Genomic DNA, 22,328 nt, shown 5'->3' on the forward strand with positions numbered 1-22,328 from the left:
CATTTGGTGCTCGTGCGTGCGCGCCGACCCGGAGGACTACCGTGAGCCCGCCGACGATCCGCGAAGACTTCCACGTCGAACCCGCGTCCTGGGACGCCGACTTCGACGACCTGCGGCGCGTGCGCGAGCAGGTGTTCGTGCTCGAGCAGGCCGTGCCGCGCGAGGACGAGATCGACGACCAGGACCCCAAGTCGCACCACGTGATCGCGCGCGACAGCGACGGCCGCGCGATCGGCACCGGTCGGCTCACGCCCAAGCGCGCGATCGGCCGTGTCGCCGTACTCGCCGACTGGCGCGGCCGAGGCGTCGGCCAGGCGATCATGCGCGTGCTGCTCGAACGGGCGCGCGCGCTCGGCTACCCGTTCGTGGAGCTGCACAGCCAGGCTCACGCGATCCCGTTCTACGCCGCGCTCGGCTTCCGCGTCGAAGGCGAGCCGTTCCTCGAATGCGGCATCGCGCACCAGACGATGCGCTGCGACCTCGATCCGGCCGGCGCGCGCGAACAGCCGCCGCTCGCTCCGATCCCGCAAGCGCGCACGCTCGTCGTCGAGGACCGCGACCAGGCACTCGCCGCGATCGGCGAACTGCTCGCCGACGCGCGGCACGAACTCGCGATCTACACGCGCGACCTCGACGCGGTGCTGTTCGATGTCGCCGCGTCGCTCGACGAGATCAAGCGCATCGCGCTGTCCGGCCGGCACGCACGGATCCGCATCCTCGTGCAGGACCCGCGCAAGGCCGTCGCCGACGGCCACCGTCTGATCGCGCTCGCGCAGCGCCTGCCGAGCGCGATCGAGCTGCGCACGCCGGTCGAGGAACAGGACCTGCAGTATCCGGCTGCGTTCCTGCTCAACGATCGGCGCGGCTACCTGTTTCGCCCGCTCGGCAACCGCCTCGAGGGCGAGGGTTCGACCTACGCTCCGGGCCGCCACGCGCAACTCGCCTCGCTGTTCGACCAGATCTGGGAGCGTTCGACGCCGAGCGAGGACCTTCGCGTGCTTGCGATCTGAACGCGCCCCCCCCATCTGATCGCGTGTGCATCTGCAACAAACCGGGCTGAACGGGCTATACTTCCGACGTTGTGCCGGCCGGTCGAGCCACGGCCGCCGTGAGCACACTCCGAGGCGCGCAACCGCGCGCTTTTTCGTCTGCATGGTGGCAGCGTGAGCGCAAATCCTTCCCAGCCCAGCCTACTCCAGCAATTCCAGGCGACTTCGCCGATTTCCGGCGGCAATGCCGCGTTCGTCGAAGACCTGTACGAAGCGTGGCTGGTCGATCCCGCGACCGTCGGCGCGACCTGGCAGGCCTACTTCGCTTCGCTCAAGGGCCGCGAGGCCGGCGACGTGCCCCACTCGGCCGCGATCGCACGCATCGAGGCAGCGCAGAAGCTCGGCCCGCGTGCGTCGGCGCCACTGGCGCCGGTGCCGGGCGGCGACGCACCGTCGCAGAAGCAGGCTGGGGTGCTCAAGCTCGTCACCGCCTACCGTTCGCGCGGCCATCTCGCCGCGCGCCTCGACCCGCTAGACATGGAACACGCGTTCCCCGATGCCGACCTCGAGGCCATCGGGCTGCTGCCGCGCCCGGCCGCGCCCGATCTCGACCCGGCATTCCACGGCCTCGGTCCCGCCGACCTCGACAGCGAGTTCAGCACTGGCTCGCTCGCCGGCCCGCAGCGACTCAAGCTGCGCGACCTCGTCGCGCGCCTGAAGGCGACCTACGCCGGCAGCATCGGCGCCGAGTTCATGCACATTTCCGACGTCGAGCAGCGCCAGTGGGTGCACGAACAGCTCGAACGCGCGTCGGGCGACTATGGCCTCTCCGCCGACGACAAGAAGCGCGTGCTCGAGAAGCTCGTCCAGGCGGACGGCCTCGAGCGCTACCTGCACACCAAGTACGTCGGGCAGAAGCGCTTCTCGCTCGAAGGCGGCGACAGCCTGATCCCGCTGCTCGACGAGCTGATCCGCCGCGGCGGCGCCGACGGCATGAAGGACATGGTCGTCGGCATGGCCCACCGTGGCCGCCTGAACGTGCTCGTCAACGTGCTCGGCAAGTCGCCGCAGAAGCTGTTCGCCGAATTCGACGGCAAGTTCGACCACCCGGACGACCCGGCCCACTCCGGCGACGTGAAGTACCACATGGGCTTCAGCGCCGACGTGAAGACGCCCGGCCGAACCGTTCACCTCGCGCTCGCGTTCAATCCTTCGCACCTGGAGATCGTCAATCCGGTCGTGTGCGGTTCGGTGCGCGCGCGCCAGACACACCGCCGCGACGCGGCGCGCGAGCACGTCGTGCCGGTGCTCATCCACGGTGACGCCGCGTTCGCGGGCCAGGGCGTCAACATGGAGCTGCTCAACATGTCGCAGGCGCGCGGTTTCGCCGTCGGCGGCTCGATCCACGTCGTCGTGAACAACCAGGTCGGCTTCACGATCTCCAACCCGCACGACGCGCGCTCGACGCTGTATTGCACCGACGTCGCGAAGATGGTCAACGCGCCGGTGTTCCACGTCAACGGCGACGATCCGGAAGCCGTGCTGTTCGTCGCGCGCCTCGCATTCGACTACCGGCAGAAGTTCAAGCGCGACGTCGTGATCGACCTCGTCTGCTATCGCCGCCACGGCCACAACGAGGCGGACGAACCGGCCGCGACGCAGCCGCTCATGTACCAGATCATCCGCGCGCGCAAGACCGCGCGCGAGCTGTACGCGCAGAAACTCGTCGCGGAAGGCCTGATCGCCGAAGGCGACGCGCAGCAGCTCGTCGACGCCTATCGCGCGCGGCTCGAGGCCGGCACGCCGATCGCCGAGCTCGACCCCGCGTTCAAGGACGAGTTCGCCGTCGACTGGCGCCCGCACGTCGGCGCGAAGCTCGCGCAGCCGGTCGGTACCGGCGTCGCCCGCGACAAGCTCGCGGAACTCAGCCGCACGATCCTCACGCTGCCGCAAGGCCTCACGCTGCAGCCGCGCGTCGCGAAGATCTACGAGGATCGCGTGAAGATGGCCGCGGGCGAGCAGCCGATGGACTGGGGCTTCGCCGAGAATCTCGCCTACGCCACGCTCGTCGCCGACGGCCGCGACCTGCGCCTGGTCGGCCAGGATTCCGGACGGGGCACGTTCTTCCATCGCCACGCGGTGCTGCACGACCAGAACAGCGGCGGCGAGTACGTGCCGCTCTCGCGCGTGCGCGACGACGCCGACGTCACGATCATCGACTCGCTCCTCAGCGAGGAGGCGGTGATGGCGTACGAGTACGGGTACTCGACGGCGCAGCCGAATACGCTGGTGCTGTGGGAAGCGCAATTCGGCGACTTCGCCAATGGCGCCCAGGTCGTCATCGACCAGTTCATCTCGTCCGGCGAAGCGAAGTGGGACCGCCTCTCGGGTCTCGTGCTGCTGCTGCCGCACGGCTACGAGGGGCAGGGCCCGGAACATTCGTCCGCGCGCCTGGAGCGCTACCTGCAGCTGTGCGCGCTCGACAACATGCAGGTCTGCGTGCCGACCACGCCGGCGCAGATGTTCCACCTGCTGCGCCGCCAGATGCTGCGCGACTGCCGCAAGCCGCTGGTCGTGATGACGCCGAAATCGCTGCTGCGCCACAAGCTCGCGGTGTCCTCGCTCGACGAGCTCGCCAACGGCGCCTTCCAGCTCGCGATCGGCGACACGACCGCGAAGAAGGGCGCCAAGGTACGCCGTGTCGTGCTCTGCTCGGGCAAGGTCTACTACGACCTCGTCGAAGACGCGGGCAAGCGCAAGATCGACGACGTCGCGATCGTGCGCGTCGAGCAGCTGTATCCGTTCCCGCGCACCGAGGTCGCCGCGGAACTCGCGAAGTACCCGGCCGCGCAGGACGTGGTCTGGTGCCAGGAAGAGCCGATGAACCAGGGTGCGTGGTACCAGATCCAGCACCACCTGCTGAAGGTCGTCGGGCCGAAGCAGAACCTGCTGTATGCGGGTCGCGCGCGCTCGCCCGCGCCTGCCGCAGGTCATCTGTCGACGCACGTCGTCGAACAGGCGGCATTGCTCGAGCAGGCACTGGTCGCGCCGGCGGGAACCGACAGCGTCGCGGAGTAGACTCGCTGCTTGCCCCTTCGCCCACCGGGAGCAGGTGGCCCGAAGGGCAGGATGAGAGTCCGCGCCCCGCGAGTGATTTCATGCCAACCCCTCCCCCGTCGGGTGGAGAGGCTCGAGAAGAATTTTCCAAGGACAATCCATCATGGCCATCGAAGTCAAAGTCCCCGTCCTGCCCGAGTCCGTCTCCGACGCGACGATCGCGACCTGGCACAAGAAGCCGGGCGACGCGGTCAAGCGCGACGAGAACCTCGTCGACCTCGAGACCGACAAGGTCGTGCTCGAAGTGCCGGCTCCGGCGGACGGCGTGCTGAAGGAGGTCAAGTTCGACAGCGGCGCGACGGTGACCAGCCAGCAGGTGCTCGCGATCCTCGAGGAAGGCGCGGTGGCCGCCGCGACGCCGGCCGCGAAGGTTGCCGAGCCGGCCAAGGCGGATGCACCGAAGGCGTCCGCGCCTGCGGCCGCGGCTCCGGGCCCGGCCAAGTCGGCCGACCTCTCGCCGGCCGGGCAGCGTGTCGCGACCGAGAACAAGCTCGATCCTTCGCAGGTTGCGGGCACCGGTCGCGACGGCCGCGTGACGAAGGAAGACCTCGTCAATTTCATGCGTTCGGGTTCGCCGGCGGCGACGACCGCACCGGCCGCGGCGGCCAGGCCGACGCCGGGTTCGCGACCGGAGGAACGCGTGGCGATGACGCGCATGCGCGCGAAGATCGCCGAGCGCCTGATGCAGTCGAAGAACTCGATCGCGATGTTGACCTCGTTCAACGAGATCAACCTCGCCAAGGTCAGCGCGATGCGCAAGGAGCTCGGCGAACAGTTCGAGAAGACGAACGGCATCAAGCTCGGCTTCATGAGCTTTTTCGTGAAGGCCGCGTGCGAGGCGCTGAAGCGCCACCCGATCGTCAACAGTTCGGTCGACGGCAACGACATCATCTACCACGGCTACCAGGACATCTCGGTCGCGGTGGCGACCGACAAGGGCCTCGTCACGCCGGTGCTGCGCGACGCGCAGAACATGAGCTTCGCCGAGATCGAGAAGGCGATCGCGACCTACGCGAAGAAGGCGCGCGAAGGCGGGCTCACGCTCGACGACCTGCAGGGCGGCACGTTCACGATCACCAACGGCGGCACGTTCGGCTCGCTGTTCTCGACGCCGATCGTCAACCCGCCGCAAAGCGCGATCCTCGGCATGCACACGATCAAGGAACGCGCGATCGTCGAGAACGGCCAGGTCGTCGCCGCGCCGATGATGTACGTCGCGATCAGCTACGACCACCGCATCATCGACGGCAAGGACGCGGTGCTGTTCCTCGTCGACATCAAGAACCAGCTCGAAAATCCGCAGCGCATGCTGTTGGGCATGTGATCGAAGCGAGGGTCGGGGGCCGAGGGCCGAAGAGCGGGCACGCGCCCTCGCTGTTCAGTCCTCGGCCCTCGGCTTGCTCGGAAAACCTTTCAATTCGAGGGATCCCGTCATGGACCAATTCGACGTCATCGTCATCGGCGGGGGCCCCGCCGGCTACCACGCCGCGATCCGCGCCGCGCAGCTCGGCCTCAAGACCGCCTGCATCGACGACTGGACGGGCGCCGACGGCAAGGCTGCGCTCGGCGGCACCTGCCTCAACGTCGGCTGCATCCCGTCGAAGGCGGTGCTCGATTCGTCCAAGCAGTTCTGGAACCTGACCCGGCACTTCGACGTGCACGGCATCACGACCAAGGACGCCGCGATCGACGTCAAGACGATGATCGGCCGCAAGGACAAGATCGTGAAGCAGTTCACCGGCGGCGTCGCGCTGTTGTTCAAGCAGAACAAGATCACCTCGTTCCTCGGCAAGGGCAAGCTGCTCAAGGATCGCCAGGTCGAGATCACCGCACCGGACGGCGGCAAACAGGTCGTCGCCGGCACGAACGTGATCATCGCGACCGGCTCGGTGCCGATCGAGCTGCCGTTCGCCAAGTTCGACGGCACGTCGATCGTCGACAATGCGGGTGCGCTCGCGTTCGACGCCGTCCCCAAGCGCCTCGGCGTGATCGGCGCGGGCGTGATCGGCCTCGAGCTCGGCAGCGTGTGGATGCGCCTCGGCAGCGACGTCACCGTGCTCGAGGCGTTGCCGGGCTTCCTCGCCGTCGCCGACGCCGACGTCGCCAAGACCGCCGCGCGCGAGTTCGGCAAGCAGGGCCTCAAGATCGAGCTCGGCGCGAAGCTGTCGAAGGCCGAGGTCAAGGGTGACGAAGTCCATCTCACCTATGCCGCGAAGGACGGCGAGAAGCAGCTCGTCGTCGACAAGCTGCTCGTCGCGGTCGGCCGCCGTGCGTACACGGACGGCGTGCTCGGCGACGGCACCGGCGTGCGGGTGGACGAACGCGGTCGCGTCGTCGTCGACGAGCACTGCTGGACCGGCGTCGACGGCGTGTGGGCGGTCGGTGACTGCGTGCGCGGCCCGATGCTCGCGCACAAGGGCTTCGAGGAAGGCATCGCGGTCGCCGAGCTCATCGCGGGCAAGGCCGGCCACGTCAACCTCGACACGATCCCATGGGTCATCTACACCGAGCCGGAGATTGCGTGGGTCGGCAAGACCGAAGCGCAGTGCAAGGCCGAGAACATCCCGTACAAGACCGGCAGCTTCCCGTTCGCAGCGGTCGGTCGCGCGGTCGCGATGAACGAGCCGGCCGGCTTCGCCAAGATCATTGCGCACGCCGAGACGGATCGCATCCTCGGTTGCCACATCGTCGGCGCGAACGCGTCCGAACTCATCGCCGAATGCGTCGTGGCGATGGAGTTCAAGGGGTCCGCCGAGGACCTCGCGCGCATCGTGCACGCGCACCCGACCTTGTCCGAAGCCGTGCATGAAGCCGCGATGTCGGTCGACAAGCGGGCGATCCACAAGGCGAACTGAGCAGACGACGAGCCCCACCCCGCCGTCCGGCGCCGGGGTGGCGAGCGCGTGATCCAGCGCTGGCGCCCGCGACATCCGGCAACGGCGGCCGTGGGCCGTCCGGCGCGTAGCGACGAGGGTCGATCGATGACTTTGCAAGCCCCGTTTTCCGCCTTCCGCATCCACGACGACGCGTCCGGGTACCGTGCCGGCATCGAAACGATGCGCGCGGACGAGCTCTCGCCCGGTGAGGTGCTGGTCAAGGTCGCGTACTCGTCGGTGAACTACAAGGACGCCCTTGCGGGCACCGGCAAGGGCAAGATCCTGCGCCGCTTTCCGCTCAACGGCGGGATCGACGTCGCGGGCTACGTCGCCGCATCGACCGACCCCGCGTTCAAGGAAGGCGATGCCGTACTCTGCACCGGCTGCGGCCTGTCCGAGACGCGCGACGGCGGCTACGCTGAATACGCCCGACTCGAATCGCAGTGGACGATTCCGCTGCCCGCCGGACTGACGTTGCGCGAGTCGATGGCACTCGGCACCGCCGGATTCACCGCGGCGTTGTCGCTGTTCCAGCTCGTGCGCAACGGGCAGACGCCGGACATGGGGCCGGTCGTCGTCACCGGCGCGACGGGGGGCGTCGGCTCGCTCGCGATCGACATCCTCACCCAGGCGGGATTCGAGGCCCACGCGATCACCGGCAAGGTCGATCAGTTCGACTGGCTGATCGGCCTCGGCGCCAGGCAGTGCATCGCGCGCACGGGGCTTTACTGGGGCCAGCGCCCGCTCGAGACCGCGCGCTGGGCCGGCGCGATCGACAACGTCGGCGGCGACATGCTGGCCGGCCTGACCCGCGTGATACGCCCGTACGGCAATATCGCGAGCTGCGGCCTCGCCGCCTCGGCCGAACTCGCGACCACCGTCATGCCGTTCATCATTCGCGGGGTGAGCCTGCTCGGCGTTGCGTCGGCCGGTACGGCACGCGCGATCCGCGACCGGGTCTGGGACCACCTTGCGAGCGACTGGAAACCGGCGCATCTTGACGCCATCGCGAATCGCGAGGTCGCCCTCTCGGAGCTACCCCCGGTTTTCGATACGATGCTCGCCGGCGGATCGCTCGGCCGGACGGTCGTGAGGATCGCCTGAATGGTCTTTGCCGGCAACCCGCCGGCGTCTAGAATGAACCCTTCAACAGGGGAAACTGCAGCATGTCCAGAGTATTGATCGTCGACGATTCGCCGTCGCAGCTCGTTGGTATGAAACGCACGGTCGAGAAGCTCGGCCATCAGGTGATCACCGCCGAAGACGGTGCCGCCGGCGTCGAAGTCGCCAAGCGCGAACTGCCCGATCTCATCCTGATGGATGTCGTCATGCCGAACCTCAACGGGTTCCAGGCCACGCGCACGATCTCGAAGGATCCGAAGACGAGCCACATCCCGATCGTCCTCGTCACGACCAAGGACCAGGACACCGATCGCGTCTGGGGCATGCGCCAGGGCGCGAAGGCCTACGTGACCAAGCCGATCGACGACGCCGAACTCACGCGCGTGATCAAGGAATACCTTCCGGCCGGCTGAGCCATGTGCGCGCCGGGTCGCGGCGCGCCACCGCCGCCGCCACGCCCGATTCAGGCGCGCGGATCGTAGCCGGGGTAACCGAGCGCGAGCTGTTCGTACAGCTCGCGCTGTTCGGGCGTCTCCGCTTTCGGCGCATGCACGACGAGCGTGACGATCTGGTCGCCGGCGACCTTGCCGGGCCAGCCCCGACCCCGCAGGCGCATCTTCCGTCCACTGTCGGAACCCGCAGGCACGCGCAGCTCGACGTCGCCGCCAAGCGTCGGCACCGTGACCGTCGCACCGAGAGCAGCCTCCCATGGCGATATCGCGAGTGTGCTCAGCACGTTGTTGCCGTCGAGCACGTACGCATCGTCCTCGCGCAGGCCCACTTCGAGAATGAGATCGCCCGGCGGTCCGCCGTGCACGCCCGGCGAACCCTGACCCGCGAGGCGAATCTGCTGGCCGGGCAGGATCCCGGCCGGGATCTTCACTTCGAGCGTGCGTTCACGCCGGCCATCGCGCAGCGCGATCCGCTCGCGGCCGCCGTGGTAGGCGGTACGCAGGTCGACGGCGACCTGCGCGTGCACGTCGCGCCCGCGGCGCGGGGCGGTCCGACCGCCGGCGCCGCGCCCGCCGAACACGGACTCGAAGAAGTCGCTGAAGTCGGCGCCTTCCTCCTCGAACGCCGGGCCGTGCTGCCAGTTGGGCGGAGGACCGCGGAACTCGTCGCCATTGCGATAGCCGCCCGCGCGCAGCTGGTCGTAGGCGCGTCGGCGCTGCGGATCCTTGAGCGCCTCGTACGCTTCGTTGACCGCCTTGAATTTCTCCTCGGCGCCGCCTTCCTTGCTCACGTCGGGGTGGTACTTGCGCGCGAGCTTGCGGTAGGCCGATTTGATCTCGGTCTCGCTTGCGTCGGGCTTGACGCCGAGTATGTCGTAGTAGTCCTTGAACTCCATCCGGTCCCCCACCTGTGAACGTGCACCCGGCGGCAGCCCGCGCGTCGTCGCGACGACGACGACGGCAGCGTGCCGGGCGCGCCGAGCCCTGTCTTTCCGTGCAGGCTACGCAAAAACGAACGGCCCGCGAACGCGTCCGCGGGCCGATCGATGACCACGGGCGTCGCCGCGCGCGGTCCAGCGTAGCAAAGCCGCGCGTTCGGGGCGCCCTCGCGCCCCGTCGCATTCAGCCGTTGATCGCGATGCGACGCGGCGCCGACTGCGCCTTCTTCGGGATCGTGATCTCGAGCACGCCATGCTTGCCGCTCGCGCTGATGCCGTCGGCATCGGCACTGTCGGGAAGCACGAAGCGGCGATCGAAGCGGCCGTGAGCGCGCTCCACGCGCGTCGCCTTGGCGCCATCGGCCAGGGTTTCGGCCGTCCGCTCGCCCTTGAGCGACAGCACGTTCTTGTCCATCTGCACTTCGATCGTGGCCGGGTCTACGCCCGGCAGGTCGGCGAGGATCACGAAGCGATGGGCTTCCTCGCGCACGTCGACGCGCGGCGTCCAGTGCGCCTCAGCCGATGCTGCGTTCGACGCGGCCGGCTCGGCGTTGAAGAAGCGCTCGAGCGCCTGCTTGGCGTGCAGGTTGCCGCGCACGAACCAGGGGTTGTAATGGGTGACGATCATGACTCTCTCTCCGCACGTTGGGAGCGGCTGGCTGCGCCGCGATGGCGAAAAGATAGGTTCCGGCCCGAGCGTTTCAAGAGCTGCCGATGCGCCCGCCGACCACGTATGATCCCGGCGATGCGGCGATCCGCCGCGACTGCACGAGCACCCAGCCATGACGATCAAGGTCGGCGATTCGATTCCCGCGGTCACGCTGAACACCCTCGCGGACGGCATCCAGCCGATCACCACCGCGGAGATCTTCGGCGGCCGCAAGGTCGTCCTGTTCTGCGTCCCCGGCGCCTTCACGCCCACCTGCTCCGAGCGCCATCTACCCGGCTTCGTCGAACGCTACGCCGATTTCCGCGCCCGCGGCATCGATGTCGCCTGCATCGCGGTCAACGATGCGTTCGTGATGGATGCCTGGGCGAAGGCGCAGCACGTTCCCGAGGGCATGCTCATGCTCGCCGACGGCAACGGCGACTTCACGCGCGCGATCGGCCTCGAGATGGACGCGACTCCCTTCGGCATGGGCATGCGCGGCAAGCGCTATGCGCTGTATGCCGAAGACGGCGTCGTGCGCCACCTCGCCGTCGAAGCGCCGGGCGAGTTCAAGGCATCGAGTGCGGACGCGGTGCTGGCCGCGATCGCCTGAGCGATATCGGCTCGCGGCAGAACCACGGTCTGGCCGTCCGCCCGCAAGATCGCGGCATCCGTAGCTCCCGCGGACCGTTCGCGGCGTCAGGCTTCCCCTGACGTCGCGTCGATGGCCGAAGCGGTGTCGTCCTCGTCGTCGCCGAACGAGTCGACCTTGACGACGCCGACGAGCGACTCGTCGGCCGGCAGGCGGATCAGCGTGACGCCCTGCGTATTGCGGCCGACGCGCGCGATTTCCGCCGCGCGCGTGCGCACGAGCGTGCCCTGGTTCGAGATCAGCATGACCTCGTGGGAATCGTCGAGCAGCGCGGCACCGACGAGGTTGCCGTTGCGTTCGGAGCACTGGATGCCTATGACACCGCGGATGCCACGCCCCTTGCGCGGATACTTCGACAGCGGCGTGCGCTTGCCGTAACCGCGCTCGGTCGCGGTGAGTACGCAGGCCTGCGACGCATCGGCCTCCTCCGCGAGCGCTTCGCCCTCGATCGGTTCGGCCGCGTCGTCGTCGTCCTCGACCTGTTCCGCCGCGTGCTCGACCACGAGCAGCGACACGACCTGGGCACCGTCGGCAAGGCGGATGCCGCGCACGCCGCCCGCGGTGCGGCCCATCGGGCGCACCTCGTCTTCGGCGAAGCGCACGGTGCGTCCGTTCGACGCGAACAGCATGATGTCCTGCGCGCCATCGGTCAGCTGCACGTCGACGAGCGCGTCGCCCTCGTCGAGGTTGATCGCGATCTTGCCGCGCTGCAATTGGAACTCGAACTCCGGCAGCGGCGTCTTCTTGACCGTACCGTTGCGCGTCGCGAAGAACACGTAGCGCCCTTCGGCGTAGTCGTGCACCGCCTGCACCGCCTGCACCTTCTCGTCGGCCTCGAGCGGCAGCAGGTTGACGATCGGCTTGCCGCGCGCATTCGGGCCGGCATCGGGCAGCTTGTACACCTTGAGCCAGAACACGCGACCCGCGCTCGTGAAGACGAGCAGCGTATCGTGCGTATTGGCGATCCACAGGCGCTCGATGAAGTCCTCTTCCTTCATGTTCGTCGCCGAGCGCCCCCTGCCCCCGCGGCGCTGCGCGCGGTAGAGGCTCACCGGCTGGCGCTTGGCGTAACCCGCGTGCGAGAGCGTGACGACGACGTCTTCCGGCTCGATGAGGTCGAGGATGTCGAGGTCTTCCTGGCTCGCCTGGATCACGGTGCGACGCGCGTCCCCGTACTGCTCCTTCAACTCGACGAACTCCCCGCGGATGATGCGCAGCAGGACATCCGGGTTCTCGAGGATTTCGATCAGCCGCGCGATCGTCTGCAGCAGGTCCTTGTACTCGTCGCTGAGCTTCTCCTGCTCGAGGCCGGTCAGCCGCGACAGGCGCATCTCGAGGATTTCCTTCGCCTGGGTCTCCGACAGCTGGTAGCCGTCGGCCGTGAGGCCCGCCGCCGGATCGATGCCTTCCGGACGCGACGCATCCGCACCTGCGGCGGCGAGCAGGGCGCGCACCATGCCCGGCTCCCAGCGGCGCGCGAGCATGCGCTGCTTCGCCTCCTCCGGCGACGGCGAGGTCTTGATGAGTTCGACCATCGCGTCGATGTTCGCGAGCGCGACGGTCAGGCCTTCGACGATGTGTGCGCGCGCGCGCGCCTTGCGCAGGTCGAAGATCGTGCGGCGCGTGACCACCTCGCGGCGGTGGCGGATGAACGCATCGAGGATCTCGCGCAACGACAGCGTGCGCGGCTGGCCGTCGACGAGCGCGACCATGTTGATGCCGAACGTGACCTGCAGCTGGGTCTGCTGGAACAGGTTGTTCAAGAGCACGTCGGCCGAGGTGTCTCGGCGAACCTCGATGACGACGCGCAGGCCGTCCTTGTCCGACTCGTCGCGCAGTTCGGAAATGCCCTCGATGCGCTTTTCCTTGACCAGCTCGGCGATCTTCTCGATCAGCCGCGCCTTGTTGACCTGGAACGGGATCTCGGTGACGACGATCGTCTCGCGGCCGTTGTCGTCGCTCTCGATCTCGCATTTCGCGCGCACGAGGATGCGGCCGCGGCCCGTCTTGTACGCCTCGACGATGCCGGCCGAGCCGTTGATGATGCCTGCGGTCGGAAAATCGGGACCCGGCACGATGCGCAGCAAATCGTCGAAGCCGAGTTCCGGATCGTCGATGAGCGCGATGCACGCCGACAGCACCTCGGCGAGGTTGTGCGGCGGGACATTCGTCGCCATGCCGACCGCGATGCCCGCGGAGCCGTTGACGAGCAAATTCGGGATGCGCGTCGGCAGGACGGTCGGCTCGAGTTCCTTCTCGTCGTAGTTCGGCTGGTAATCGATCGTTTCCTTGTCGATGTCGGCGAGCAGCTCCGAACTGAGGCGCTCGAGGCGGCACTCCGTGTAGCGCATCGCCGCCGCTTCGTCGCCATCGACGGAGCCGAAGTTGCCCTGGCCGTCGATGAGCGTGTAGCGCATCGAGAAATCCTGCGCCATGCGCACGAGGGCGTCGTAGATCGACGAGTCGCCGTGCGGATGGTATTTGCCCATCACGTCGCCGACCACGCGCGCGCACTTCACGTACGGGCGGTTCCACGAGGTGTTGGACTCGTGCATCGCGTACAGCGTTCGGCGGTGCACGGGCTTGAGGCCATCGCGTACGTCGGGCAGCGCGCGTCCGACGATCACGCTCATCGCGTAGTCGAGATAGCTCTTCCTGACCTCGTCCTCGATGTTGACGCGAATGATTTCTTTGGCCAGCTCAGCCATCCGGGAACCTCAGAAAAGTCCGATTTCGGGAGGTGCGCAACACGCGCGGCGTGAGGCATTCCGGCAGTCGGAAGCCGCATCCGCCGCGACGGCGGGGAGGCTTCGGGCGAAGCCGCGCCGCGAGCGCAAAATCAACGCGCGATCATATCACACGACGGCGCACGGAGCAGCGTTTTTCCCTGATTTCAACGGCACTTAGCGCCGCCCGCGGCGTCCCCGCCAGGGCTCGGTCGCGCAGGCCGGAATATCCAGTATTTCGAGCTCAGGAAATTCACCGCAGCGCCGGCAACGGAGCCGGCCGCGACGCCGATCGCCGGCCAATGCCGCACCAGCGGCCAGAGCAGTACGCAGGCGACGTAGGCGCCGTAGTTGAACGCGAAGCCGAACGCCATCGCGACGAGGTAGCGCACGAGCTGCCGGCGTCGGCTGCCGCCGCCGTGGCCGGCGAACGTGTAGGTGCGATTGAAACCCCAGGTCGTCGTCGCAGCGGCGAGGAAGGAAACGATGCGCGCACCGTAGGGATTGGCGCCGAGTTCGCGCACGAGGAACTGGACGATGCCCGCATCGACGACGAAACCGAGCACGCCGCTGATCGCGAACAGCAGGATCTGTCGGCGCAGTGCCATCCGAGGCGGCCTTCGACGACCGCTCAGCCGGCGCCGAACACGGCCGCCATGCGCGACGCGTCCGGATGTTCGACCACGCCGCGCTCGGTCACGATCGCGTCGATGAGCGCGCCCGGGGTGACATCGAACACCGGATTCCACGCGCGCGCGCCTTCGATGACGGTGCGCTGGCCGGCGTAACCGAACAGCTCGTCCGGCGAACGCAGTTCGATCTCGATGTCGGCGCCACGCGGCGTCGCCATGTCGATCGTCGACGAAGGGGCGACGACCATGAACTTCACGCCGTGATGGCGCGCGGAAATCGCCAGCTGGTAGGTACCGATCTTGTTCGCCGTGTCGCCGTTCGCGGCGATGCGATCGGCGCCGACGACGACCCATCCCACCTGCCCCGTGCTCATCAGGTGAGCCGCCGCCGAGTCGGCGACGAGCGTCGCCGGGATGCCGTCGCGCAGCAGCTCCCAGATCGTGAGGCGCGCGCCCTGCAGCCACGGTCGAGTCTCGCCGGCGAACACCTGCGCGATGCGGCCGGACGAGACGCCGGCGCGGATCACGCCGAGCGCGGTGCCGAACCCCGCCGTGGCGAGGGACCCCGTGTTGCAGTGGGTCAGCACGCCACTGCCCGGCTCGATCAGCGCCGCACCGAACTCGCCCATGCGCCGGTTCGCCGCGAGGTCCTCGTCCTGGATCGCGCGTGCTTCAGCGGCAAGCGCGTCCGCTTCGGCTCCGCGCGCGATCGCGCGCTGCATGCGATCGAGCGCCCACATGAGGTTCACCGCGGTCGGGCGTGCCGCGCGCAGGCGCGCGAGCGCCTGTGGCAGGTCCGCGCGGTCGTGCAGTGCCGCGAGCACGACGCCCCAGGCCGCGGCGATGCCGATCGCGGGCGCACCGCGCACGACGAGATCGCGGATCGCCTGTGCGACGTCGTCCGCCGTGCGGCAGTCGACATACGCCTCTTCGCGCGGCAAATGGCGCTGGTCGAGCAGGCGCAGGTGGTCGCCCTGCCAAAGCACGGCGCGGATCGTGTCGTGGGAACGCGTGGCGGATGGATTCATGCGGCTGCGACGGCGCGGTCGCGCCGCCCGTCGGATCGGCGGGTGAGGCGCGAGGTTAACAGCGCGGCGTCCGACTCTCCAGATGCGCGCCGGCTCAGAACAGGCGGCCCTGCCGCGGCCGAATGGGCCCGCCGAGGCGTGCGCGCAGGCCACCGAGGCGTTCGACACGCCGTGCGACGGCAGCCTCGAGCGACGACGGCGTGGTCCACAGTTCGGCGCGCCGGCGAGCACGCGAGATCGCCGTGTAGACGAGTTCGCGGCTGAGCAGGCGGTGTTCCGGGTCGGGCGGCAGGACGACCGCGACGTCGTCGTACTCGGAGCCCTGGCTGCGATGGATCGTGATCGCCCACGCGGTCTCGCACGGGGGCAATACGCGCGGAGAGAAGCTGCGCAAGGCGGCATCGCCCTCCTCGCCGGTCGTCTCGAACCAGACGCGCAGGCCGAGCTCGTCCTCGACCGTGATGCCGACGTCGCCGTTGAAGAGGCCGCGGGCATAGTCGTTGCGCGTGACGATGACGGGCCGGCCGTGGTACCAGGTCCGGCTGGCGTCGAACCCGTGGCGCGCGCCGAGCCGCTCGCTCACGCGCGCGTTGACGCCGGCGGCGCCGAAGCGACCCTCGCGCAATGCGCACAACACCTGGCTGCCGCGCAGCAGCGCAAGCGCGGCGGCGGGGTCGATCCCGACGGAGAACAGCCGCGCGTGTTCGGCGGCGTGCCGTTCCAGCCAGGCGTCGATGCACGCGCGCAAGGCAGCCCCGTCCGCGCATGCGCGCAGCATCGCGCCTTCGGCCGCGCCCGGTCGCGCCGTCCATCCCGCCGCGCCATCGCGCAAGGCCTCGATCGCTCGCTGCAGGTCGCTTCCCGCGCGCCATACGCGTCTCAGCACGGCGACGTGCCCGCGCAGCGGCGACGCCGGTTCGGTTGCGCTCGCGACGACGTCTGCGAGCACCGAGCCCGCATCGACCGACGCGAGCTGCTCGGGATCGCCGAGCAGGATCAGCAGCGACGACGCCGGCAGCGCCTCGACGAGTTGACGCATCGTCGCCAGGTCGACCATCGACGCCTCGTCGACGACGACCACGTCGGTCGGAAGGCGATCCTCGGCGCCGTAGGCGAAGCGGTTGCGCGACGGCTGGTAGCCGAGCAGCCGGTGGAGCGTTTGCGCCTGCGCGTGCGGGATCGCATCGAGCAAACCGTCGAAGGCGCTGCCGGCGATGTGCCGCGCGATGTCGTCCTTGCCGCGCGCGATTGCCTGCGCGAGCCGTTGCGCCGCCTTGCCGGTCGGCGCGGCGAGCGCGATCCGCGGCCGCTCCGGCAGGCCGCACGCGCCCGCGTGCCGCAGCAGCATCAGCAACATGCGCACGACCGTGGTCGTCTTGCCCGTGCCCGGACCACCGGTCAGCACGAACAGGCGCGCACCGGGAACCGCCGCAAGCGCGGCGCGCTGGTCGGCCGTGCGTTCGGTATCGCCGTCTTCGAACAACGTGGCGGCATCGCGTGCGAGCACCGCATCCGCGAGCGGTCGCGTGCGCGCGGCGCAACGGGCGAGCAGCGCGTCGGCGAGGCGCTGCTCGTGGCGCCAGTTGCGCCAGAGCCAGAAGCGGCGCTCGCCGTCGAGCACGAAGGGCCGGAAGACGTCTCCGGTTCCGACCCACGCATGCCGGCGCAACGCCTCGATCTCGGCGGCATCGAACGCGGCGAGCCGGCCGCAGGCGTGTCCATCCCCTTCCGCCGCGCTCGCGAGCTGCGCGGCACGGGCCAGTACGTCCGAGCCGGTCCGGTCGCGAATCCACTGGGCGAGCCCGAGGTCGAGCGCACGCTCCGCGGGGACGTTCATGCCGCCTCCTTCGCACCGCCTGCGAGCTCGGCGTCGATCGCCTCGATCAGGGCCACCGGCCAGCGTCGATGCCAGACGCCGAGTCCGGTGCCGAACCCCACGGCGCGCACGAACAGGTACCAGCTCGCACCGAGGTCGCGCTCCGCCGCGTAGCCGCGCATCCGGCGCCCGAGGTAACGATGCAACGCGACGCTGTAGAGAAGCGCCTGCAGCGGATAATGGTGCGCCTGCATCGCGGCATCGAGCGCGTCGGCTCCGTAGTCGACGAGCGACGCACCGAGCCAGTTGGTCTTGTAGTCGAGCACGTGGTAGCGACCGTCCCAGGCGAACACGAGGTCGACGAAGCCACCGAGCATGCCGTTCATCACGTGCCGGTCGAGCGCGGCGGGGACGACATCGGTCACGCCGTGTCGCTCGCACAGCTGGCGCAGGTGCGCCACCGAAACGTCGTCGACGGGCAACTGGAACTCGAACTCGCATATGCGCTGGTCGTCGCCGACGGCAGCGAGCTTGAGTCCGCCGCCGAGGTCGGCCATCCGGCAGCGATCGACCATGCGGCCGACGTGCTCGACCGCGCCGGCGTCGCCGGCGGCGGCGCGCAAGCCGCGTGCAAGGAGTTCGTGCTCGATGCGCTCGCGTTGCGCCGGCCATAGCGCCTGCGCGCCCGCATGTTCGAAAAGAGCATGGACGGCGTCGCCGAAACGCGGGCCGCGCCACGCCTGCAGCACCGCGAGGCGCGGGTCCTCGGCCGGCGAGGATTCGATCTCGACCTCTGCCTCGGCGAGCGCCTCGTCGGACGCCCCTGCCTCCTCCGCCACGTGCGCGGCGATGCCACGAACGAGCGAGCTGAAACTGTGTTGCCATTCGAAGCGGCGCAGGCCGGGAGCCGGCGCCTGCACCGCGCGCGGCAACTGGAGGTTCCCATCCGCTTCGAACGGCGCCGGCGTGCCCGCATGCGCGCCGACGACATCGATGCCGGGTACCGCGCGGGCGAACTCGCGCAACCCGGCCTCCCCCCGCGCTGCGCCGCCGCGCCGCAGTGCGGCCTCGACGAGCACGTCGAGGGCAGCGACATGCCAGGCCGTTGCGGCGTCGATGCCGCCGTCGCCCGGCACACTCCCGCGATCCGTCCAATACACGTGCAACGCGTGCACCGCCCGCGTCAAGCCCACGTACAGCAGGCGCAGCCGCTCGTCGAGGGCGTCGCGATGATGGCGCGCGCGATTCGCGAGGAAATCCCTCGAGCCGACGTCGATGCGCAAGTGCCCCGCCTCGTCGCGAAAGCGCAGCACCCGCGGCGCACGTACGCCGTGCAGGTCCTGCACGCGCCAGGCGAGCGGCAGGTAGACGATCGGGAACTCGAGGCCCTTGCTCGAATGGATCGTCATGATCTGTACCCGCGCCGCGTCGCTTTCGATGCGCAGCTGCCGCGCGTCGTTCGCCGCGGTGTCGTCGTCGCCCTTCTCGCGGCGGATCGTCGCGAACCACGCGAGCAGCCCCTCGAGTCCGTGGCGGCGCGCCTCTTCGGCGGCGAGCAATTCGCCGAGGTGGCGCAGGTCGGTCAGCATGCGCTCACCGTCGGTTCCGGCGAGCAAGGCGCCCGCGCGGCGTTCGAGCACGGCGCGCAGCAGCGCGAGCACGCCTCGCTGCCGCGCAAGTTCGCGCCATTGCGCGAAGCGCTCGATCTCGCGCTCGAACGCGGCCGGCGACTGCGTCCACTGCTCGAGGACGGCGAGGTCGGCGCCGAGCAGGCGCGTCGCGAGCGCCGCGCGCACGGCGCGTTCGTCCTCGGCGTTGAGCACCGCGTGCAGCAGCAATTCGAGTTCGGCAGCGGCCTCGGATTCGAACACGCTGCCGCGACCGCCGCCCGCGCACGGAACGCCGCGCTGGCGCAGGCGCCGGCGCATCGCGATCACGTCGATGTTGGTCGGTACGAGCACCGCGAAGTCGCCCGGCGCGAGCGGCCGGCCGTCGATCGTGTGCGAGCCGTCGCCGAGGCGCGCGACGATGTCGTTTGCGCAATCGTCGAGCGCGAGTTCGTGCAGACGCGAGACCGGCTGCTTGCCGGCGCGGTCTTCGGCGAACAGATGCAGGAGCAACGGTCGCTCGAGCGGCACGCCGTCGACCCGATACGGCTTCGCGTCCGCGCGACCGGCCGCGCTCACGGGCTGGTAGTCGATGCCGGACGTGCCGAACCCCCCCGCATCGCCATACAGTGCATTGAGCGCATCGACGAGGCGGCGAGCGGACCGCTGGTTCGTCGCGAGCGAGTGGCGCGCGCCGGCCTGTCGGCTTGCCGCCATGTAGGCACCGATGTCGCCGCCGCGGAACGCGTAGATTGCCTGCTTCGGGTCCCCGATCATCACGAGGCTTCCGCGCTCGCCGCCGCGCACATCGCGATAGATGCGGTCGAAGATCGCGTACTGGCGCGTGTCGGTATCCTGGAATTCGTCGATCAGTGCCGCCGGAAACGCGGTGAACAGGCGGTCCGCGAGCACCGGCCCGTGCTCCGGGTCCGCGAGGCGCGCGTGGATGCGGTCGATCAGCATCGCGAACGTCGCCACTCCGCGACGCTGCGCGCGTTCGGGAATGCCGCTACGGCATGCCTGCGCGGCCGCGGCGAGCACGCGTCCCCGGACCAGCACCGCGCGCGCGGCGATCGATTCGCGGAGGCGCTGCAACTCGCGCACGAGCGGGTGCTCTCGCAGCCGCACCGATGCGGAGGTCGCCTGTTGCTGTTCGATCATCGCGTCACTGAAATAGTCGTCGAGCGCGAGCGCCAGGTCGTCGATCGATGGCGGGGAATGCTCGAGGATTGCTGCCACCTGGTCCAGGCGCTTGGCCAGCGCACGCTTGCGGCCGTCGTAAAGGCCGGCGTCATTCGCGAGGCGGCGCAGCTCCGCGATGTCGGACGGGTTCGCGAGTCGCGCCGCCCTTTCGACGATGGCGTCGTAGCCGTCGGGCTCGATCCAGTCGTCGCCCGATGCGGCGATCGTGCCGAGGTCGCGCAACAGTCCCTCGGGCCCCTCGCGGAACACGACGCGACGTTCCTCGGCGTCGACCGCGCCGTCGAGGTAGCGGAGCCGCCAGAAATCCTCGACGCATTCGCGGCGCAGGTCCTCGTCGGCGACGAGGCGCTCCTCCCCGAACGCCGCGCCGCTCTCGAGCGGGAAATCGCGCTGGATGCGCTGGCACAGCGCATGGATCGTCGAGATCGGCGCGCGATCGATGTCCGCACGCGCGATGCGCATGCGGCGCAGCGAGCGCTCGGCCCAGCCAGGCTCGCGGCAGCGTTCGGCGAGATACCCATCGAGCGGCGAGGCGTCCGAGGACGACGCTCCGTGCGCGCCCTCGACGTGGCGCTGCAGCCACTGCTCCGCTTCGACGATGCGCTGACGCAGGCGCTCGCGCAGCTCCTGCGCCGCGGCGACCGTGAACGTCGTGACGAGGATCTGCTCCACCCCGATGTCGCATTCGAGCAGCAGCCGCAGATAGACGAGCCCGATGCTCCAGGTCTTTCCGGTCCCCGCGCTCGCCTCGATGAGCACGCGACGATCCAGCGCCATCGTGCGCCAGTCGAGCGGCTGCAGCGTCGTACGCGGGGACGGGTTCATGCGGCGCCCTTCGGCGACGTCGCGAACAGCACGTCGCGCGTGGGATCGAGGACGTCCGCGACGACGGCAACGGCTGCGGCGAATGCCGCATGCGCGGGCGATGCTTCGTCGAAGAGGTCGAGGTCGCGCGCGAGAAGGCGCGCGTGCCCCGGCGCGTAGTCGCGTTCGCCCTTGTGATCGCGCTCGTCCCCGAGCCACGCCTTGCGAGCCGCTTCGATGCGTCGATCGGCTCGCGCCGTCGTCGCGAACGCCCACGCGGTGCGAGGAAAGAACAGCAACGGCCGCCGTTCGCTCGCGATCCACAACTCGACCAGCCGACGAAGTCCGGCACGCAAGCGATGTACATCCTGGGCCAGCAAGGGCCCGAGCCATCGCGGACGCGACGCACGGCATTGTTCTTTCTCGTAGTCGAAGAACGCTGCGTCCGCATCGTCGCAGCAGAGCCGGAGCGCAGCCCAGTCGATGTGGAACGCGAGCCACTCGCGCAAACCGGATTCTCCCGAAGGCTTCGCATCGAACAACAGCAGTCGACCATCGGAACGGCGGAACAGGCGCTCGATGCGGCCTCCCAGGCGAACGCCGTCGCCGAGGTCGACGTCCACCTCCCGCGCTTCGGCGCGCACGGCACCATCGAGCCACGTTCGCGCGGCGGCGAGCATGGCCGAGGTGGCGTCGCGCACGTTCGCGTAGGTCTCGACGCCGATCGCACCGGCCGGCAGCCGTCCGGAACGGGCGAGCCACGGCGGCGGCGTTTCCGGCAATTCGCTTGCGCACGCGGCGAGCGCGTCGAACAGCAAGCGGCGGTCGAACCGCTCGAGCGGGGCGACGCGCGACTCGAGCGGTTCGCGATCCGGCCAGCTCTGCTCGTCGAGCGCTTCGAGCCCGACGCCGGCCGCGTCGAGCGTGCCGCGCGCGGGATCCCTCCAGAACTGCCGCAACCGCTGCAACGACACCTCGCGCGCGCTCAGCGAGATCGCCGTCGGCGGCACCGGCTCGATGAACGGCGCACGCGAAACATGCGCATCATCCCGCGCAGGCACGAGCCAGGTCGCGTCGTACGAGTACAGGCATTCGTCGTGCGCAGGCGCGCCGCGTGCATCCCGCTCGTAGTAGCGGGGATCGAACGGCTGCAACGGGTGCGCGACCACCCAGGGGCGCGCGATCGACGAAGCCGCGGGGATCGCATGCTGCTCATCGAGGAACTGCAGCAGCTCCGCGAGCGGCGATGCCGCGTTGCGCGGCTTTCCGTCGTGGACGCCGGTACCTATGTAGCTGAAGTGCAGGCACTCGCGCGCGGACATCAACGCTTCCAGGAACAGATAGCGGTCTTCGCTGCGCGTGTCGCGGTCGCCGCGTCGGGGGAGCGCCGCCATGCGATTGAGGCCGGCGTCACTCGCGCTGCGCGGAAACTCGCCTTCATTCATGCCGAGCACGCAGACGACCTTGAACGGGATCGACCGCTGCGGCACGAGCCCGCAGAACGTGACCCCACCGAGCAGGAACGGCTGCCGGTCCGGAAGTTCCGCGAGCATGCCGAGCAGCGCTTCGTGCACGACCGGCCATGGTTGAGGCGTCCCGGAACCGGCGTCGCGCGACTGCCGCGCGAGGTCGGCGATGCGTCGTCGCAGCGCGTCGCCGGCAGCGCGCTCGGCGTCGTCGTGGGGATCCACGTCGAACAGCGCGTCGACGCGCTCGA

Annotated in this window: 14 protein-coding genes and 1 pseudogene; 7 read left to right on the top strand and 8 right to left on the bottom strand. The window is 69.3% G+C overall.

All coding sequences use genetic code 11. From position 1 onward, the window contains the following. The first annotated feature begins 41 nt into the window (after window positions 1-41). The 6 genes from VI238_RS02500 (at window position 42) to pilH (ending at window position 8,517) form a co-directional block, all read left to right on the top strand. Window positions 42-1,010, top strand: coding sequence for a GNAT family N-acetyltransferase (locus tag VI238_RS02500; protein WP_331648098.1), 969 nt, complete (start codon window positions 42-44; stop codon window positions 1,008-1,010). Between the two features lie 153 nt (window positions 1,011-1,163). Further along, the gene (locus VI238_RS02505; protein ID WP_331648100.1) at window positions 1,164-4,067 is read left to right on the top strand and encodes a 2-oxoglutarate dehydrogenase E1 component; all 2,904 of its coding nucleotides are present in this window, start codon (window positions 1,164-1,166) and stop codon (window positions 4,065-4,067) included. Window positions 4,068-4,209: 142 nt separating this feature from the next. Continuing rightward, window positions 4,210-5,430, top strand: a complete 1,221-nt coding sequence (odhB, locus tag VI238_RS02510; protein ID WP_331648102.1) for a 2-oxoglutarate dehydrogenase complex dihydrolipoyllysine-residue succinyltransferase — start codon at window positions 4,210-4,212, stop codon at window positions 5,428-5,430. 109 nt (window positions 5,431-5,539) lie between these two features. Further along, a complete protein-coding gene (gene lpdA, locus VI238_RS02515; protein ID WP_331648104.1) occupies window positions 5,540-6,961 on the top strand; it encodes a dihydrolipoyl dehydrogenase in 1,422 nt (473 codons plus the stop codon). A 126-nt stretch (window positions 6,962-7,087) separates the two neighbouring features. Beyond that, entirely contained in the window at window positions 7,088-8,086 is a 999-nt protein-coding gene (locus VI238_RS02520) for a YhdH/YhfP family quinone oxidoreductase (RefSeq protein ID WP_331648106.1), read from the top strand. Window positions 8,087-8,148: 62 nt separating this feature from the next. Continuing rightward, a complete protein-coding gene (gene pilH, locus VI238_RS02525) occupies window positions 8,149-8,517 on the top strand; it encodes a twitching motility response regulator PilH (RefSeq protein ID WP_331648108.1) in 369 nt (122 codons plus the stop codon). A 50-nt stretch (window positions 8,518-8,567) separates the two neighbouring features. Here pilH and VI238_RS02530 read toward each other — a convergent pair whose 3' ends face one another. Together VI238_RS02530 and VI238_RS02535 are read right to left on the bottom strand one after the other, a co-directional pair. Continuing rightward, window positions 8,568-9,452 carry a DnaJ C-terminal domain-containing protein gene (locus tag VI238_RS02530; protein WP_331648110.1) on the bottom strand — a complete coding sequence of 295 codons (885 nt, stop codon included), beginning with the start codon at window positions 9,450-9,452 and terminating at the stop codon, window positions 8,568-8,570. A gap of 226 nt (window positions 9,453-9,678) precedes the next feature. Further along, window positions 9,679-10,122, bottom strand: a complete 444-nt coding sequence (locus VI238_RS02535) for an Hsp20/alpha crystallin family protein (RefSeq protein WP_331648112.1) — start codon at window positions 10,120-10,122, stop codon at window positions 9,679-9,681. Window positions 10,123-10,276: 154 nt separating this feature from the next. Between VI238_RS02535 and VI238_RS02540 the strand changes: the two genes are divergently transcribed. Then, window positions 10,277-10,756: a peroxiredoxin gene (locus tag VI238_RS02540; protein ID WP_331648114.1), complete on the top strand. Its 480-nt coding sequence runs from the start codon at window positions 10,277-10,279 to the stop codon at window positions 10,754-10,756. Between the two features lie 86 nt (window positions 10,757-10,842). Here the strand turns inward: VI238_RS02540 and gyrA are convergent, their stop codons facing one another. The 6 genes and pseudogenes from gyrA to VI238_RS02570 form a co-directional block, all read right to left on the bottom strand. After that, window positions 10,843-13,503, bottom strand: a complete 2,661-nt coding sequence (gyrA, locus tag VI238_RS02545; protein ID WP_331648116.1) for a DNA gyrase subunit A — start codon at window positions 13,501-13,503, stop codon at window positions 10,843-10,845. A gap of 185 nt (window positions 13,504-13,688) precedes the next feature. After that, window positions 13,689-14,129: a GtrA family protein gene (locus tag VI238_RS02550; RefSeq protein WP_331648119.1), complete on the bottom strand. Its 441-nt coding sequence runs from the start codon at window positions 14,127-14,129 to the stop codon at window positions 13,689-13,691. Between the two features lie 23 nt (window positions 14,130-14,152). Next, complete coding sequence (gene mtnA, locus VI238_RS02555; protein ID WP_331648121.1) at window positions 14,153-15,181, bottom strand: S-methyl-5-thioribose-1-phosphate isomerase; 1,029 nt, start codon at window positions 15,179-15,181, stop codon at window positions 14,153-14,155. Window positions 15,182-15,275: 94 nt separating this feature from the next. Then, window positions 15,276-17,018, bottom strand: coding sequence for an exodeoxyribonuclease V subunit alpha (gene recD, locus VI238_RS02560; protein ID WP_331648124.1), 1,743 nt, complete (start codon window positions 17,016-17,018; stop codon window positions 15,276-15,278). Beyond that, window positions 17,015-20,632 carry a UvrD-helicase domain-containing protein gene (locus VI238_RS02565; RefSeq protein ID WP_331648127.1) on the bottom strand — a complete coding sequence of 1,206 codons (3,618 nt, stop codon included), beginning with the start codon at window positions 20,630-20,632 and terminating at the stop codon, window positions 17,015-17,017. The genes recD and VI238_RS02565 overlap by 4 nt, the downstream gene beginning before the upstream one ends. Beyond that, window positions 20,629-22,328 (bottom strand): annotated as a pseudogene (locus VI238_RS02570) (exodeoxyribonuclease V subunit gamma); the annotation flags it as partial. The pseudogene VI238_RS02570 and the gene VI238_RS02565, both read right to left, overlap by 4 nt.

Source organism: Dokdonella sp. (assembly GCF_036518555.1).
In the GTDB taxonomy this organism is placed as follows: domain Bacteria; phylum Pseudomonadota; class Gammaproteobacteria; order Xanthomonadales; family Rhodanobacteraceae; genus Dokdonella_A.